This is a genomic window from Streptomyces sp. S186, assembly GCF_051603415.1.
In the GTDB taxonomy this organism is placed as follows: domain Bacteria; phylum Actinomycetota; class Actinomycetes; order Streptomycetales; family Streptomycetaceae; genus Streptomyces.
This window is the reverse complement of record NZ_CP193932.1, coordinates 2,221,318-2,238,123: the sequence shown is the minus strand read 5'-3', so window position 1 is coordinate 2,238,123 and position 16,806 is coordinate 2,221,318. Positions and strand designations below refer to the sequence as shown.

Here is a 16,806-nt window from a genome sequence, read left to right as displayed (position 1 = left end):
TTCACGGCCAAAGGAGGCTCTTTTCCCGTGTCCGACCAGCCCACCCTTGTGAAATGCCTCGTCTGGGACCTCGACAACACGCTGTGGCGGGGCACCTTTCTGGAGAACCCGGACGTCGAACTGCCCGACGAGATCCGCGAACTGATCCACACCCTCGATTCCCGCGGCATCCTCCAGTCGATCGCCAGCAAGAACGACCACGACGTGGTGTGGCCGCATCTCGAAAAGCTCGGTATCGCCGAGTACTTCGTCCTCCCACAGATCGGCTGGGGCCCCAAATCCGCCTCGATCCTGGAGATAGCGCGGCAACTGAAATTCGCACCGGGCACCGTCGCCTTCATCGACGACCTGCCCAGCGAACGGGCCGAGGTGGCCTTCCACGCCCCCGACGTCCGCTGCTACACCGCCGAACAGGCACCGACGCTCGCCGGACTCCCCGAGTTCAGCCCCCAGAACGTCACGGTCGACGCCCGGCGCCGCCGCCAGATGTACCAGGCCGGCTTCCACCGCGACGCCGAACGGGAAGCCTTCCCGGGACCCGACGAGGAGTTCCTGCGCTCGCTGGCCCTGGAGATGACCATCAAGCGGGCCGACGAGCAGGAACTCACCCGCGTCGAGGAACTCACCCTGCGCACCAGCCAGATGAACGCCACCGGCGTGCACTACTCCGACGCCGCCCTGCGCGGACTGCTGGCCGACCCGGACCACGACGTCCTCACCGTGACCATGGCCGACCGCTTCGGACCGCACGGCGCGGTCGGCGTCCTCCTCCTCGCCTACCACCCCGGCGTATGGCACCTCAAACTGCTGGCGACCTCCTGCCGGGTGGTGTCGTTCGGGGCCGGTGCCACGATCCTCAACTGGCTGATCGACCAGGCGGCGCAGGCCGGTGTGCATCTGGCCGCCGACTTCCGCCCCACCGACCGCAACCGCATGATGGACGTCGCCTACCGCTTCGCCGGCTTCACCGATGACGCCTGCGCCTGCCTGGCCCAGGCCGGCACCGCCGGCGACCGCGGCGACATCCAGTTCCGTCACCTGGTGCCGACGCCGCGCCCCGCGCCCGTCACCATGACCCTGGAAGCGCCCGAGCCGGCCACCGACCGCGCGGCCGCCGGCCGGTGACGCCCCGCGGTGTTCAGGTGACGCAGCGCCGCAGTTGAACATCCGGCGCCGGCCCGGGCGCTCCCCGAACACCTTTACGCTCTGCGCCGGGCTCTGGAATACTCCGGCGGAATGTGAGGAACGATGCTGTTGATGTGCGGTTGAATTCCTGAATACGGGCGCAGCAGACGGGGAGAGAGAAATGCGCGGCGCCAAGCTGCGTCCGCGACCGACACCAGGCGGCCGCCCTTTCCGGGACCGGCCGCGTTCATCCCGAGCGGCAGATCACCAACGTCCGTTCCTCCGCCGCTGAGCGTTACCCCGATGTGCGGTAAACCGGTCCCCTTTCGCATACCGGCCAGGGCACATCGGGTACGCGTATCAGCCCCACGAGGCGTGGCAAACGCCCCCGCTCTCGTTGCGCGGAGCATTCGCTTACGGATTTGGAGCGAAGGATGAGCGAGTCCGAGAAGACCGGCCCGACCGAGCCGAGCGGAGCCGCCGCGGAGCCCCTGGCGGTCGTCGCCATGAGCTGCCGCTACCCCGGCGGGATCTGCTCACCGGAGGACCTGTGGCAGGTCGTCACCGACGAACGGGACGTCATCTCCGGCTTCCCCGACGACCGGGGCTGGGACCTGGACTCCCTCTACGACCCCGACCCGGCCGTCCCGGGGAAGAGCTACGTCGACCGGGGCGGCTTCCTGGAGCACGCCACCGACTTCGACGCCGAGTTCTTCGGCATCTCGCCCCGCGAGGCACTGGCGATGAACCCCCAGCAGCGCCTGCTGCTCGAAGCGTCCTGGGAGGTTCTGGAGCGGGCCGCCCTCGACCCGACCACCCTCCGGGGCAGCCGCACCGGCGTCTTCGTCGGCGCCGAACCACGCGAGTACGGCCCACGGCTCCAGGACGCCCCCGAGGGCCTGGCGGGACACCTCCTGACGGGCAACACCGCCAGCGTCATGTCGGGACGCATCTCCTACGCGCTCGGGCTGCACGGCCCGGCCGTCACGGTGGACACCTCCGCCTCCAGCTCGCTGGTGGCCATCCACCTCGCCGCCCAGGCCCTGCACGCGGGCGAGTGCGCACTGGCGCTCGCCGGCGGCGTCTCGGTGATGGCCACGCCGGGCAACTTCATCGCCTTCAGCGGGCTGCGGGCCCTGGCACCGGACGGCCGCTGCAAGGCTTTCTCCGCGGCGGCCGACGGAACGGTGTGGTCCGAGGGCGTCGGCATGATCGCCCTGGAGCGGCTGTCCGACGCACGCCGCAACGGACACCCCGTCCTGGCCCTGATCCGCGGATCGGCGGTCAACTCGGACGGAACCAGCGACGGCCTGACCGCCCCCAACGGCCAGGCGCAGGAAGCGGTCATCCGCCAGGCCCTGGCCGCCGCACACCTCACCCCGGACGCCGTCGACGCGGTCGAGGCGCACGGCACGGGCACCCGCCTCGGCGACCTGACCGAGGCCCGCTCCCTGATGGCCACCTATGGCCGGAACCGTCCGCCGGGCCGCCCCCTGCTGGTCGGATCGGTGAAGACGAACATCGGCCACACCCTGGCCGCGGCGGGTGTCGCCGGCGTCATCAAGACGGTCATGGCACTGCGCCGCGGCGTACTGCCCCGGTCGCTGCACAACGACGAACCGAACCCGGCCGTGGACTGGTCGGCGGGCGCGCTGCGGCTGCTGACCGCCCCCGTGCCCTGGCCGGCGGGCGAACGGCCCCGGCGGGCCGGTGTGTCGGGCTTCGGCCTCAGTGGCACCAACGCCCACCTCCTCGTCGAGGAGGCTCCCGCGGCCGAACCCGCCCCCGCCACCGACACCGCCCCGGCACCGGCCTGGGACACGGAACCGGAACCGCTGCCGGTGCTCTCGAACCCGGGGATGTCGGCCTGGCCGGTGTCGGGCCGCAGCGCGGCGGGCCTGGCCGCACAGGCGGGCCGGCTGCGGGAGTTCGCCCTGGCCCGCCCCGAACTCGACGCCACGGACGTGGGATGGTCGCTGGCAACCACCCGGACGCCCTTCGCGCACCGGGCCGTCGTCACCGGCGCGGACCGGGAGGAACTCGCCGCGGGCCTGGCCGCGGTGGCGACCGGCCAGCCCGCCGCCGGCGTGGTGACGGGCACGGCCGCGGCCGGCGGCGCGGGCCGGGTGGCGTTCGTCTTCCCGGGGCAGGGCAGCCAGTGGCTGGGCATGGGCCGTGAACTGCGCGCTGTGTCACCGGTGTTCGCGTCCCGGCTGGCCGAATGCGAGCGCGCGCTGGCCCCGTACGTCGACTGGTCCCTCGACGACGTCCTCGCCGGCGCGGACGGCGCACCCGCCCTGGAGACGGCGGACGTCATACAGCCCGCGCTGTGGGCGGTGATGGTGTCCCTCGCAGCCGTCTGGCAGGCCGCCGGCGTCACCCCCGACGCCGTGATCGGCCACTCGCAGGGCGAGATCGCCGCCGCCTGTGTCGCCGGCATCCTGTCCCTGGACCACGGCGCCCGGGTCGTCGCCCTCCGCGCCCGGGCGTTGAAGGCGCTGGCGGGCCGGGGCGGCATGCTCTCGGTGGCCGAGCCCGCCGACCGGGTACGGGGACGGCTCGCCGTCTGGGACGACCGGCTGTCGGTGGCTGCCGTCAACGGCCCGGTGGCCACGGTGGTCTCCGGTGACCCGGATGCCCTGGAGGAGCTGGCCGCGGCCTGTGAGGCGGACGGTGTCCGCGCCCGCCTGATTCCGGTGGACTACGCCTCGCACAGCCCTCAGGTCGCCGACCTGCGGGACGAGATCCTCCGGGTCCTGGAGGGCATCAGGCCCAACGAGGCCCGGATCCCGATCGTCTCCGCGATGACCGGCCAGATGCTGGCCGGCCCGGAGATGGACCCGGCGTACTGGTACGCCAGCCTGCGCGCCCCGGTGGAGTTCGACCGCGCCGTCCGCACTCTGGTCGCGGACGGACACCGGTCCTTCATCGAGGCATCCCCCCACCCGGTGCTGGTCTCCGCGCTCACCGACACCGTCCGGGACAGCGCGGCCACCCACCCCCGCGGCGCGCCCGCCCCGCTCATCACCGGCACCCTGCGGCGCGACGACGGCGGCCCGGCCCGCCTGCTGGCCACGTTCTCGGAGGCCCACGTCCATGGCGTCGCCGTGGACTGGGCGGCGGTGCTCGGCCACGGCCGGCGGATCGACCTGCCCACCTACGCCTTCCAGCGCCGGCGGTACTGGCTCACCAGCAGCGACCGGCCGGTGAACGGATCCGCTCCGCACCAACCGCTCGACGCCCTGGCCGAGATGCCCCTCGCCCCGGTCGAGACGGGGACGCAGCCCCTGCGGCACCGGATGACGGGCCTCTCGGAGGCCGACCGCGGACGCCTGCTGCTGGACCTGGTCCGCACGCACGCGGCCGCGATCCTCGGACACGCCTCGCCCGAGGCGGTCCAGGAGGACCGGACCTTCAAGGAACTCGGCTTCGACTCGGTGACCGCGGTGGAGCTGCGCAGCCGCCTCAACACCGCCACCGGACTTGAGCTCTCGCCCACCCTCACCTACGACCACCCCACCCCCGACGCGCTTGCCGCACAGCTGCTGGAGCACCTGGCCGAGGGGGAGACCGGCGACCTGTCCGTCCTGGACGAACTGGACCGGCTGGAGCCCGTGCTCCTCGCGGCGGGGCGGAACTCCGACAAACGGTTCAGGATCATGGCGCGCCTGGAAAGCATTGTCGAAGACCTCCGCACCGGAGCCGCGGACGGTTCGGGAATGCACCGCGAGCTCGACGAGGCCAGCGACGACGACATTTTCGCCCTCATCGACAAAGAACTGGGAACCGAACCTGCCTGAGGAATCGCCCCAGACCGGTGTTCAGCTGCCGAAATCCCGCACCTGAACAGAAGGATGAACAGAAGAAGGAACAGAAGAAGCGGACGCGGTTGCGCCGCTCAATGAATGCGGTTAGCGTGCTACGCGATCGAGCACGGTCAGATATCGAGCGCATCAGGTATCTGGCACGTCAGGTATCTGACACAGTCAAGTTCCGGATATTTGCGAGAGATTGGGGTGGCGGGCGGTGGGATACAAGTTTTCGCTGGTTCTCAACCGAGAGATAACTGACGACGAATTGGCAACCCTGAGGGAAGCGGGCTGTGCCGAAGCCGAGTTCGGGAGCGACACCCTTCCGACCAACGCCGACGTGCCCGTGACGAAGATGGACTTCGACGACACGAAGTCCGCCTCGCTGACCGAGGCGATCGAAGCGGCACTCGCGGCGGTGACCACCGTGCCGGAACTCAAGGCCCCCGGCCTCAGCGTCCCGCCCCAGCCGGCCGGCCCCGTGGCCGAGGAAGCCGCCACGGCGGACGCCTAGTTCACCGAATAGTTCACCGGAGACGACGGCCCCTGACCGTCCGTCATTCCGCACCACCCATCGCCCGCAAGGAACCGTCCGATTGGTTCCTTGCGGGCGATGGCGTGTGGCGACGCCCGACGTCACCGGCGGCGGAACCACACACCGGAACACGCCTACGCCGAAACGTCCTCACGCCCTCACGCCCCAACGCCCTCACGCGCCCATACGCACGCACGCCAAAAACGTGCTGGACCGGACGGCCTTTCGATGGCCGAACCGGTCCAGCACGCCGGGGGATACACAGTGGCTATAAGGTCCGCGGAGATCGCGGAGGTTTCCGTCGGGCCGCTACTTGGCGAACACCGACCGGAGTGTCTTGCCGTTGACGCGTGTGACGACACCGAGCAGCAGAATTCCGCACACGGCCTGCTCGATCCGGAGCCACACCGGGAAGGCACCCGGCAGCGCGACGATGACGGCAATCGCCACGACCATAATTCCGGAGGCCAGCCGCAGTCGGAGGAAGGACTTGCTGTGGCCCCGGGACGCCCGGGCGGCGAACGAGGTCATGAGCAGAGAGGTGGCGACGACGATGATCACCCGGACCCAGGCGGCATCGGTGGCGATGTCGGGGTGGTCGCGCAGCAGGATGATGGCGATGAGCGTGAGCACGCTGAGGCCGACGTAGCAGCCGACGAGCCGCTTGGTGCGGCGGAATGCCTGCCGGACGCTCTCGTCGTTCAGGCGATCCTCCGCGATGACCCGGGTTGTCATGGTGGTCCTTTCACTTCTCTGCCGGTTCTGGGGCGAAACCCATGCGGGGCGTGCGGGCCGAGGTGACCGTGAGGTCGCTGCCGCGCACCGCCCGGAATCGCTCCGTGCGATGCCGGGGATTTCCCAGCACTCTGGTCGGCCGTGCACCGTCGTTCACGAGTTCATATGGTGCTCGCCGGCGCCGTGCGCTCGACAGTGAGATCTCCCATTGTTCGCTCATGACATTTGTCATGAATTCCGGAGTGGGATCTGTAGGCGAATACCCGTGCGAGCGGAAGGTGTCCTTCTGCTGACCCTACGTCAACTTCCGTTCGTCGGGCCCCCGGTAGGCCGTAGGCCGGACCCGAACATGTCCCGATGAGGGCCCCGGCCAGGACACACAACGCCCCCCCATGGCCCCCATGGCCCCCGTGATCGGCAGCCGCGCCACCCGTCCCCGTCCCGGCCCCAGTCGGGCCGCCGGCCTCCGCCCCTCCCAGCACCCCACCCCACACCCCAGACCTCCCCCCCACACGCCGCCCCCCCACACACACACCGCTCCCGCGCATCCATCAGGGGAGGGGGCTCGTACGAAGCCGCGAACCTAGGTAAGTTGTGTCCGGGGTGCCAAAGGGGCGCCCGTTGTATGCGGTAGCAGTATTTGCGAGAAGGCGTGGCTGTTGTGTTGATGACCGGGAAGATCCTGCGGTTCGACGAGATTCGCGGTTATGGCTTCATTGCCCCCGACACGGGTGACGAAGACGTTTTCATGCATGCGAACGACCTGGTCGACGAGAAGAATTTCTACCAGGCCGGTTACGAGGTCGAGTTCTTCTTGGAGGCGGGGGAAAAGGGCCCGAAGGCGTCCCAGATCAGGCTCGTCAACAAGCCGGCGAGCCGCCAGCTCGCCCGCGGCTCACTGGCCCCGGGTGCGGTCCGCACCACGCTCGCCCAGGAGCGCCGGGTGGACGACGAACTGTGCGACGTGCTGACCGCCGCCGATCTCCGGAGCGAACTGATCGAGACCCTGGTCGCGACCGACGAGACCCTGACGGCCGCACAGATCCAGCGGATCCGTGCCGGCATCGTCGACCTCGCGCGCCACCACGGATGGGTCGAAGGCTGACCCGCGCCACCGCGCCGGAACCGTACGACCCACGGAACACGCGGACGGTGCCGGAACACCGACGACCGGCGAACTCCGCCATGACCGGCGGACTTTAACGTCTCAGGGGTGCCGCAAGTGCGCCGATGCACTTGCGGCACCCTTGTTCACTGTGTACGCCCCGACTGTTCACTGTGCACGCCCCGACGACAGCCACGGGCGGGGCCGACGAAGGGATCGACGCTCGTGACACAGAGCTCCACCGCAACCGACCCGTGGGTCCGGCGCTACCACCCCGGGCCCGCACCCACCTCCCGGCTGATGTGCTTCCCGCACGCGGGCGGCTCCGCCAGCTTCTACTTCCCGGTGTCCGCCGCACTCTCCGGCACCGTCGAGGTCCTCGCGATGCAGTACCCGGGCCGTCAGGACCGCCACAGCGAGCAGCCGATCGGGACCATATCCGCGATGGCCGACCAACTGGCCGACGCCGTGCGCCCGTGGACCGACGTGCCCTTCGCCTTCTTCGGGCACAGCATGGGCGCGGTGCTTGCCTTCGAGACCGCACTGCGCCTGGAGAAGGACGGCATCAGCCCCACCATGCTGTTCCTCTCCGGCCGCCGGGCTCCCTCGCTCTTCTACGACGAGACCGTCCACCAGCGCGACGACGACGGCCTGATAGCCGAGCTGAAGAAGCTCAGTGGCACGGACGCGCGCGTCCTGGGCGACGAGGAGATCCTGCGCATGGTGCTCCCGGCCATCCGCAGCGACTACCAGGCCATCGAGACCTACCGCTGCGAGCCGGGCGCCAAGGTCGCCTGCCCCGTGACCGTCCTCACCGGCGACAACGACCCCCGCACCACCATCGAGGACGCCCGCGCCTGGCAGGACCACACCGAGGGCCCGTTCGACCTCGCCGTCTACCCCGGAGGCCACTTCTACCTGGCCGACCACCAGGAGGACATCAACAAGCGCCTCGTCGCCCACGCCCGCTCGACCACCTGACGCCGGCCACACCCACCACGACCGCCGAGGCCCGCCTGAGCACCCCCGGGCCTCGGCGAAGCCGTTTCCAGGGGCGACCGGCACGATCGGACGTGCAGCGCAACCCACCGCTCCCGCCTGTGGAAAACCGCTCGCGCGAGTTGTCCACAGGGGTCGCGGAACGCCGCGCCGCCGCGGGATCTTCGAGCCATGAATCCGCACAACGAACCCCACGACCCCACCCCCGACGACCCGCAAACCCACGACACCGAAACCCCCGCGACCCACCCCGACGACACCGCCACGACCCCGGCCCCCGCACCGCCCCACAGCCACCCACCGACCCCCTACGACCCTCCAAGCCCCGCCCTCTTCTGCAACAGCAACACCTCATTCCCCAACGCCAACACCCAACGCCCCAACACCCAACCCCCCGACACCGCGCCCCCCTCCGACCCCGCCGCCGCAGCCGACTCCGCCCCGGCCAACCCTTCCCCGCCTCCGCCCCCACCCACCGATCCCCAAGTCATCCTCCGCGGCCCCGCCGAACTCGCCGACGCGCTGCCCTACCTCCTCGGTTTCTATCCGGACGACAGCATCGTCATGGTCGCCCTGCACGGCGAACGCACCCGCTTCGGCGGCCGGCTCCGACTCGGCATCCCCACCGACCCGTCCCACTGGCCCGACGTCAGCGACCAACTCGCCGACTGCCTGATCTCCGGCGCCCGCAAGCGCTCCGACCGCCTCGTCGGCATCCTCGTCTTCCTCTGCCAGGAGCCGTCACCGGGCGAGAGCGGCCAGGACGTCAAGGAACGCCTCCGCCCCCTGGCACAGCGGCTCCGCACCGCCTGCGGCTCCCTGGATGTGCCGGTCCTGGAAGCCCTGTGCCTCTCCAACGGCCGCTTCTGGTCCTACTGTTGCCCCGACTATCGCTGCTGTCCCGCCGACGGCACCCCGCTGTTCCTGCCCGGTACGTCCGTGATGGCCGCGGCCGCCGCCTACGCGGGCATGCAGGTGCGCGGCTCGCTCAAGGAGATGGAAGCCCGGCTGGCGCCCCGCACCGGCCCACGCGGTGCCGACCAGGAGAAGGCACTGGACGAGGCGGCCTCCGAACTCCTCCCGCGGATGCTCCGCCCGGACGGCGCCGGCACCGTCCGACGGGACACCCTCGAACAGGCCGCCGCGCTGATCCACCGCTTCCGCCGGGACACCCCCTCCGGCAGCACCCGGGCCCGGGACGCCTGCGACGACGCGCTGATCACCGACGCCGAGGCCGCCACCCTCATCCTCGGCCTCCAGGACCGCGCCACCCGGGACCGGGCCGCGGAATGGATGGACGGCCCCGACGCCGCCGCGGCCCTCCGGCTCTGGCGCGCCCTCGCCCGCCGCTGCACCGGCGGCTACGGCGAACACGCCGCGGCGCCCCTGACCCTCGCCGGCTGGGTCTGCTGGTCCACGGCCGACGGCCCCTCCGCACGCGTCGCCCTCAGCCGCGCCCTGACCGCCGACCCCGACTGCGTCTTCGCCCAACTGCTGCACCGCGCCATCAACGAGGGCCTGGACCCCGAGCCACTGCGCCGCTGCCTGCGGCAGCAACGCGAGGAGGCCGAGGCCGCCTCCGCCGGCAGCGAGGCGACCCCAACGGGCCGTCGCCGCACCGCGCAACGGTCAACCGCCCCACCGCGCCCGGGAAACTCCGCCAGGCCCCGCGGACCAAGGGGCGGCACCGGCCCCGGTTCCCGGACGACCGGGGCGCCGGGCACCCGCCGGACCGGACGGGACGGTGACCGAAGCCGGCGGTGACCGCGAGGGGCGAGGTACGGCCGGCGTGACCTGGTCGCCGGCCGCACCGTTCACCTGTATGGCGCAGTCCGTACGGAGCCCCGACCTCACCAGGGAGCACACAGCGTGCCAGGGATTGTCCCCACCACCCAGTCGCCCCACCGCCCCACCGGAGACCGACGCACCACGCCGGTCAGGCCGCCCCAGCCCCAACCCGTCCATGCAGCGCTGGTCTGCATGGCCCTGCCCTCGCTCACCGTGTCGTCCACCACGGGACAGCTCACCGGCCAGGGCCTGGACGGCAGCTACCGCGACGGCCGCCGCATCCTCTCCCGCTGCGAGCTGCGTGCCGCGGGCAGCGAACCGCTCGCCGTCCAGGGGCGGTTGACCGCCGCGGACCGCGCCCGCTTCACCGGAGTGCTGCGCAGAGCGGGTGAGCGCGGTCCCGACCCGGAGATCCGCGTCGAGCGACTGCGGTTCGCCGACGGCACCGAGTGGATCACCTTCCACAGCAGCGCCACCCGGCCCGTCCGCCTGCCCGTCGAAGTCCACCTGGGCACCGATCTCGCGGACCTCGGCGCCGTCGCCGTCGGCCTTCCCGGCCCCGAACTCCGCGCCGCCGTACACGGATCCGGCCTCCGCTGGTCAGGGCGTGGGGCCCATGCTGTGGTGACCGCCGACCCCGCACCCCAGGACGCCCTGGCCTCCGCCGGCCTGCTCCGCTGGGAACTGGAACTGCCGCCCGGGGGCAGGCGCACCATCACCCTCCACCCCCGCCTGGAACACGGCACGGGTGGCTCGCCGACCGCGCCTGGACGCGCCGCCGCGCTGGTCCCCGGCCCGCGCAACGGCCCCGCCGGCCCCCGCCCCCGCAGCGAACGGCCCCCGCGCTCCTGGTCCGACGCCCGCCTGGAGTGCGACGACCCCCGCGCCGACGCCCTCCTGGCCGGCAGCCTCGACGACCTGTACGGCCTTCTGATGCGCGACCCGGCCCTGCCCACGGACGTCTTCGTCGCCGCCGGCTTCCCCTGGCGCTGCGGCCTCGCGCCCGCCGAGGCCCTGTGGGCCGCCCGGATGCTGCTCCCTCTCGGTACCCGCCTCGCCGCCGCCACTCTGCGCACCCTGGCCCGCACCCAACAGGCCACCCCGGGGGCGGATTTCGGCCGAATCCCCGGTCCCCTCCGGGACTCCGGACCGCACGCCCCGCCCGCCTGCACCGGCATCGAAGCCACCCTCCTCTTCCCGGCGGTCCTCGCCGAGGCCCGCCGCTGGGGCTTGCCGGACCAGGAGACCGAGCGCCTGCTGCCCGCCGCCGAACGCTGCCTCCAGTGGCTCCGCACCGCCACCGACCCCCGCGGCGCGGACCGCGGCGGCTACCTCCCCGACCCTGCTCCCCACGGCCCGTACCGCTGCGAGACCCAGGCCCACGCCCACCGCGCCGCCGTCCTCGGCGCCGACCTCCTGGACGCCTGCGGAGCCCCCGGCGCCGCCGCGCTCCGCGACTGGGCAGCGGAACTGCGGGTCCGCTTCCGCACCGACTTCTGGGCCGAGGACCGCACCGGCGGCCGCCCGGCCGCCCTCCTCACCGTCGACGGCCGCCAGGTGCCCCACCTCGGCGCCACCGCCGCCCATCTCCTCGACACCGGCCTGCTCGGCGGCGGAACCTTCGCCCCCGGCCTCCTGGACGCCGCCCAGACCGACCAACTGGCCCGACTTCTCCGAGGCCCTGCCATGGACTCCGGTTGGGGCCTGCGCGGACTCGGCGCCAGGGAGAGCGGCTACAACCCGTTCGGCCACCGCGGCGGAGCGGTCCGCGTCCACGAAACCGCCGTCGCCGCCGCCGGCCTCGCCGCGGCCGGACACGAAGCCGCCGCCGGCACCCTGACCAAGGGCATCCTCGACGCCGCCGAGAGTTTCGGCCATCGCCTGCCCGAGATGTTCGCGGGTGAGCAGCGCACCGCCGGCGGCGTGCCCGTCCCGCACCCGGCGGCCTGCCGCCCCGCGGCCGTCGCGGCGGCCGGCGCGGTGCAGATGCTCATCGCTCTCGCGGGACTGCGCCCCGACGTCCCGGCCGGGACGGTCGCCGTCCGCCCCCTGGGCACCACCCCGCTCGGTGCGATGCAGTTGACCGGACTGACCATTGCCGAGCAGCCCTTCGCCGTACGGATCGGCCGGCTCGGCATGGGCATGGTCGAGGAGGCCGCGGACGGTCTGCAACTGGGGTCGTGAAGCCCGCATGACCTGTTTATCGTCAGGCGGACGACTATGATCGCGACATGCCTCCCTACGACCCGTCGGCCTTCCCGCCCTTCGCCGTCACCGTCGACCTGGTCGTGCTCACCGTGCGCCGCCACGCCCTGTGCGCGCTGGCCGTACGCCGCGGTGAGCCGCCGTTCCAGGGCCGCTGGGCCCTGCCCGGCGGATTCGTCCGCGCCGACGAGGACCTGGCGGAGGCGGCCGGCCGCGAGCTCGCCGAGGAGACCGGCCTGCACGCCTACCCGCCGGAGGGCAGCCCGCCGCCCGCGTACGGAGCGCACCTCGAACAGCTCGCCACCTACGGCGACCCCAAGCGCGACCCCCGCATGCGCGTGGTCAGCGTCGCGCACCTCGTCCTCGCCCCCGACCTGCCGGCCCCCCGGGCCGGCGGCGACGCCCACAGCGCCCGCTGGGCCCCCGTCGAAACCCTCCTGGACCAGGACGCCAACGCCCACACCCGCGAAGGCGACCTGACCGCCCCGCTCGCCTTCGACCATGCGCGCATCCTCGCCGACGGTGTGGAACGCGCCCGCTCGAAGATCGAATACTCCTCGCTCGCCACGGCCTTCTGCCCGCCGGAGTTCACCGTCGGCGAGCTGCGCCGCGTCTACGAGGCGGTCTGGGGCGTCGCCCTCGACCCCCGCAACTTCCACCGCAAGGTCACCGGCACCCCCGGCTTCCTTGTCCCCACCGGCGGCACCACCACCCGCCAGGGCGGTCGCCCCGCCCAGCTCTTCCGCGCCGGCGGCGCCACCCTCCTCAACCCGCCCATGCTGCGCCCAGAGGTCTGACGACCACCCGCGCCCGGGTAACGCCGCACAACGCCACCCGCGCCAGCACCGGCACCGGATCCCGCCCCACCCGTGACCCGCCGCAGCGGCGCGTGGCCACCCAGGGCCCCACACCGGCCACCGCTGCACGACGACCACCCCGTTTACCCCTGCCCACAGCCGCCCGCACCGTCAACATTCCGCCCCGGAACTCACCGTCCCAGGTGACTTCGCGCGCCAGGCGCCGGCAGCGCCCGCCACCCGGCTCCCCCACCAAGGCGGCCTCGCGGACCCAGACGTCCCGAGCGCACTCACCCCCAGCCGACCACCGGACCAACCGCACCCTCACACCGCCATCACACCCCCGCCGAGATCGCGACACGGTGCCCGCCAACTCCTTTGCCCCTCAGAGCAACTGGCGCCCGATCCGGCCACCACCGCGACCGGCGGCCCCACTCCCCACTGCCGCGCCCACTCACCGCACCGGGCCGGCCCTCCACCCGAGGCGCCTCGGCTGCCTTCCGGAAACGACCGAGGTGTTCCGGTCATGGCACCGCCGAGGGCTCAACCAGAAGTCACCGCAGGGGCGTTGCCCCGACGGCCCTGGGCTGCGCTTATGTGTTCAGCGTGCTAACGGGCCGGAGGCCCTGATCGGCCAAAACGTCCGCTTCCGGGCCCCGTTGTTGCGCCCCCTGTCCACAACTCACCGCCGAAAGCGCATTTCTTTCCGATAAAGCGTCAATTGCGAGATAACGGGCGATCACCCTTTCGTGTGCTTTTCACCAAAGACCTCAAGGCCGTTCGGAGTGCCGCCGACAAAGGATGCGTGAGTACCCTTGCGCACACCATGATGACCGCGGCTCGCCCCGGCGACACCGGCCTCGCAGGCCCCGGCGAGCTTGACCGCTACCCCTACGCCAACGCGGCCAACGCGACCGGCCAGGACCGCGCAGAGCGCGTCGCCCCGGTCTGGGAAGGCTCCGAGGCAGACATCGGCCGGGTCGGCCGGCGCGCGGCGGGCAGCCGCGGCCGTGGCCTCCACGGCCAACTCGTCCAGCAGCTCGGCCAGATGATCGTCTCCGGCGATCTCGGCGCCGACCGCCCGCTCGTCCCCGAGGAGATCGGCCAGCGCTTCGAGGTCTCGCGCACCGTCGTCCGCGAGTCACTGCGCGTCCTCGAAGCCAAGGGCCTGGTGAGCGCGCGCCCGAACGTGGGCACCCGAGTGCGCCCGGTCAGCGACTGGAACCTCCTCGACCCCGACATCATCGAATGGCGCGCCTACGGGCCGCAGCGCGACGACCAGCGCCGTGAGCTGTGCGAGCTGCGCTGGACGATCGAGCCGCTCGCCGCCCGGCTCGCCGCCGGCCACGGCCGCGAGGACATCCAGCAACGGCTCGCGGACATGGTCGAGATCATGGGCCACTCCGCGGCCCAGGGCGACACCATGACCTTCAACCGCGCCGACGCCGAGTTCCACACCCTGCTCCTCCAGCTCGCCGGCAACCGCATGCTCGAGCACCTCGCGGGCATCGTCACGTCCGCCCTGCAGGTCTCCGGCGGCTCCGGCGGCGGCTGCGAGCGGCCTGTCGAGACATCCGTGGGCCAGCACATGAGGGTCGTCGACGCCATCGGTTCCGGCGACGCCACCGCCGCCGAGTCCGCGATGCGTCAGCTCCTCGCCGCCCATGGCGAGACCGGCGGCCAGGGGGCCGGGACGCCGGTGGACCATGTCGTCCCCGCGCCGCGCGAGCACTGAAGGCTCGTACCCGACCGCGTGCGGACCGTAAGCACCGCGTGGCCTCGTGCCCCGTACGCCCCTGCCGAGGTCGCGCTACACGTACCGAAGGAGCGCAAGATCGCCGGATCCGGGGCATCGTCCGGATCCGGCGGAAGACTTTGAGAGGATTGCAGGGCATATGACGGGGAAGGGGTCGTTATGGGGTGTGACTCGGGCCACGCAGATTGGGCGTAACGCTCTCCCAGGAAGCGCGATGACGTAAGAGGTGATAGCCGAGGAGGGAATACGAGCGGCGTTCGTGGCGCTGTTCAACTCCCCGGTTGCCCCTGCGCCGTCGGTCCATCCCCACCGGCGGTCGTCGGCTCCGATCCACAGTGGACGGGGTCGGAAGCCGTTTCCATCGTTCCGAGAGGTTGTTCGTGTCGGCCAGCACATCCCGTACGCTCCCGCCGGAGATCGCCGAGTCCGAGTCTGTGATGGCGCTCATCGAGCGGGGAAAGGCAGATGGGCAGATCGCCGGCGATGACGTGCGTCGGGCCTTCGAGGCTGACCAGATTCCGCCAACCCAGTGGAAGAACGTTCTGCGCAGCCTCAACCAGATCCTCGACGAGGAGGGTGTGACGCTGATGGTCAGTGCCGCAGAGGCGCCCAAGCGCACCCGCAAGAGCGTCGCAGCGAAGAGTCCGGCGAAGCGCACCGCCACCAAGACCGTCGCGGCCAAGACCGCCACGGTGAAGAAGACCACCACCGCTTCCGCCACCACCACCGTGGCGGACCCGGTCGTCGGTGAGTCCGAATCCGAGTCCGCGCCTGTCAAGAAGGCCGCGGTGAAGAAGACGGCCGCCAAGAAGACGGTCGCGAAGAAGACCACGGCCAAGAAGGCCACCGCGAAGAAGGCCGCGGCCAAGAAGGACGTCGACGACCTGCTCGACGACGACCTGACCGAGGAGACCCCGGCGCCCGGCAAGGGCGAGCCCACCGACGCCGAGGCCGCAGAGAACGCCGGCTTCGTCCTGTCCGACGAGGACGAGGACGACGCGCCCGCCCAGCAGGTCGCCGCCGCCGGCGCCACCGCCGACCCGGTCAAGGACTACCTCAAGCAGATCGGCAAGGTCCCGCTGCTCAACGCCGAGCAGGAGGTCGAGCTCGCCAAGCGCATCGAGGCGGGTCTGTTCGCCGAGGACAAGCTCGCCAACAGCGACAAGCTCGCACCGAAGCTCAAGCGTGAGCTGGAGATCATCGCCGAGGACGGCCGCCGGGCGAAGAACCACCTCCTGGAGGCCAACCTCCGCTTGGTCGTCTCCCTGGCCAAGCGGTACACCGGCCGCGGCATGCTCTTCCTGGACCTGATCCAGGAGGGCAACCTCGGTCTGATCCGTGCGGTCGAGAAGTTCGACTACACCAAGGGCTACAAGTTCTCGACCTACGCGACGTGGTGGATCCGCCAGGCCATCACCCGCGCCATGGCCGACCAGGCCCGCACGATCCGCATCCCCGTCCACATGGTCGAGGTCATCAACAAGCTGGCCCGCGTCCAGCGCCAGATGCTCCAGGACCTGGGCCGCGAGCCCACCCCGGAGGAGCTGGCCAAGGAACTGGACATGACCCCCGAGAAGGTCATCGAGGTCCAGAAGTACGGCCGCGAGCCGATCTCCCTGCACACCCCGCTGGGTGAGGACGGCGACAGCGAGTTCGGTGACCTCATCGAGGACTCCGAGGCCGTCGTTCCGGCCGACGCGGTCAGCTTCACGCTCCTGCAGGAGCAGCTGCACTCGGTGCTGGACACCCTCTCCGAGCGCGAGGCCGGCGTGGTGTCCATGCGCTTCGGCCTCACGGACGGCCAGCCCAAGACCCTCGACGAGATCGGCAAGGTCTACGGCGTCACCCGTGAGCGGATCCGCCAGATCGAGTCCAAGACCATGTCGAAGCTGCGCCACCCGTCGCGCTCCCAGGTGCTGCGCGACTACCTCGACTAGCCGAAGAGCTCCGAC

The 16,806-nt window shown here is 71.6% G+C and carries 10 protein-coding genes and 1 pseudogene; 10 read left to right on the top strand and 1 reads right to left on the bottom strand.

All coding sequences use genetic code 11. From position 1 onward, the window contains the following. The first annotated feature begins 27 nt into the window (after nt 1-27). The 3 genes and pseudogenes from ACRAS8_RS09385 (at nt 28) to ACRAS8_RS09375 (ending at nt 5,448) form a co-directional block, all read left to right on the top strand. A complete protein-coding gene (locus tag ACRAS8_RS09385) occupies nt 28-1,125 on the top strand; it encodes an HAD-IIIC family phosphatase (RefSeq protein WP_438485485.1) in 1,098 nt (365 codons plus the stop codon). Between the two features lie 485 nt (nt 1,126-1,610). Next, nucleotides 1,611-4,925: pseudogene (locus ACRAS8_RS09380) on the top strand (type I polyketide synthase); the annotation flags it as partial. Between the two features lie 349 nt (nt 4,926-5,274). Further along, a complete protein-coding gene (locus ACRAS8_RS09375; RefSeq protein ID WP_438485484.1) occupies nt 5,275-5,448 on the top strand; it encodes a hypothetical protein in 174 nt (57 codons plus the stop codon). A 330-nt stretch (nt 5,449-5,778) separates the two neighbouring features. Here the strand turns inward: ACRAS8_RS09375 and ACRAS8_RS09370 are convergent, their stop codons facing one another. After that, nucleotides 5,779-6,204 carry a hypothetical protein gene (locus ACRAS8_RS09370; RefSeq protein ID WP_438485483.1) on the bottom strand — a complete coding sequence of 142 codons (426 nt, stop codon included), beginning with the start codon at nt 6,202-6,204 and terminating at the stop codon, nt 5,779-5,781. 667 nt (nt 6,205-6,871) lie between these two features. Between ACRAS8_RS09370 and ACRAS8_RS09365 the strand changes: the two genes are divergently transcribed. The 7 genes from ACRAS8_RS09365 to ACRAS8_RS09335 all read left to right on the top strand — a co-directional run bounded on the left by ACRAS8_RS09365 (nt 6,872) and on the right by ACRAS8_RS09335 (nt 16,791). Then, nucleotides 6,872-7,309: a cold shock domain-containing protein gene (locus ACRAS8_RS09365; RefSeq protein WP_438485482.1), complete on the top strand. Its 438-nt coding sequence runs from the start codon at nt 6,872-6,874 to the stop codon at nt 7,307-7,309. Between the two features lie 225 nt (nt 7,310-7,534). Beyond that, a complete protein-coding gene (locus tag ACRAS8_RS09360; protein ID WP_438485481.1) occupies nt 7,535-8,290 on the top strand; it encodes a thioesterase II family protein in 756 nt (251 codons plus the stop codon). 189 nt (nt 8,291-8,479) lie between these two features. Further along, nucleotides 8,480-10,072 carry a DUF4192 domain-containing protein gene (locus ACRAS8_RS09355; RefSeq protein WP_438485480.1) on the top strand — a complete coding sequence of 531 codons (1,593 nt, stop codon included), beginning with the start codon at nt 8,480-8,482 and terminating at the stop codon, nt 10,070-10,072. Nucleotides 10,073-10,288: 216 nt separating this feature from the next. Then, nucleotides 10,289-12,280 carry a glycogen debranching N-terminal domain-containing protein gene (locus ACRAS8_RS09350; protein WP_438490400.1) on the top strand — a complete coding sequence of 664 codons (1,992 nt, stop codon included), beginning with the start codon at nt 10,289-10,291 and terminating at the stop codon, nt 12,278-12,280. A 47-nt stretch (nt 12,281-12,327) separates the two neighbouring features. Further along, the gene (locus ACRAS8_RS09345) at nt 12,328-13,098 is read left to right on the top strand and encodes an NUDIX hydrolase (protein ID WP_352293435.1); all 771 of its coding nucleotides are present in this window, start codon (nt 12,328-12,330) and stop codon (nt 13,096-13,098) included. 751 nt (nt 13,099-13,849) lie between these two features. Continuing rightward, a complete protein-coding gene (locus ACRAS8_RS09340) occupies nt 13,850-14,833 on the top strand; it encodes a FadR/GntR family transcriptional regulator (RefSeq protein ID WP_438485479.1) in 984 nt (327 codons plus the stop codon). A 395-nt stretch (nt 14,834-15,228) separates the two neighbouring features. Then, the gene (locus tag ACRAS8_RS09335) at nt 15,229-16,791 is read left to right on the top strand and encodes an RNA polymerase sigma factor (protein WP_438485478.1); all 1,563 of its coding nucleotides are present in this window, start codon (nt 15,229-15,231) and stop codon (nt 16,789-16,791) included. Nucleotides 16,792-16,806 lie beyond the last annotated feature (15 nt).

What these genes read in the sequence shown, in the direction of transcription:
- ACRAS8_RS09370 (WP_438485483.1), bottom strand. Translation starts at nt 6,204, where the DNA reads ATGACAACCCGGGTCATCGCGGAGGATCGCCTGAACGACGAGAGCGTC.
- ACRAS8_RS09365 (WP_438485482.1), top strand. Translation starts at nt 6,872, where the DNA reads ATGACCGGGAAGATCCTGCGGTTCGACGAGATTCGCGGTTATGGCTTC.
- ACRAS8_RS09355 (WP_438485480.1), top strand. Translation starts at nt 8,480, where the DNA reads ATGAATCCGCACAACGAACCCCACGACCCCACCCCCGACGACCCGCAA.
- ACRAS8_RS09350 (WP_438490400.1), top strand. Translation starts at nt 10,289, where the DNA reads ATGGCCCTGCCCTCGCTCACCGTGTCGTCCACCACGGGACAGCTCACC.
- ACRAS8_RS09345 (WP_352293435.1), top strand. Translation starts at nt 12,328, where the DNA reads ATGCCTCCCTACGACCCGTCGGCCTTCCCGCCCTTCGCCGTCACCGTC.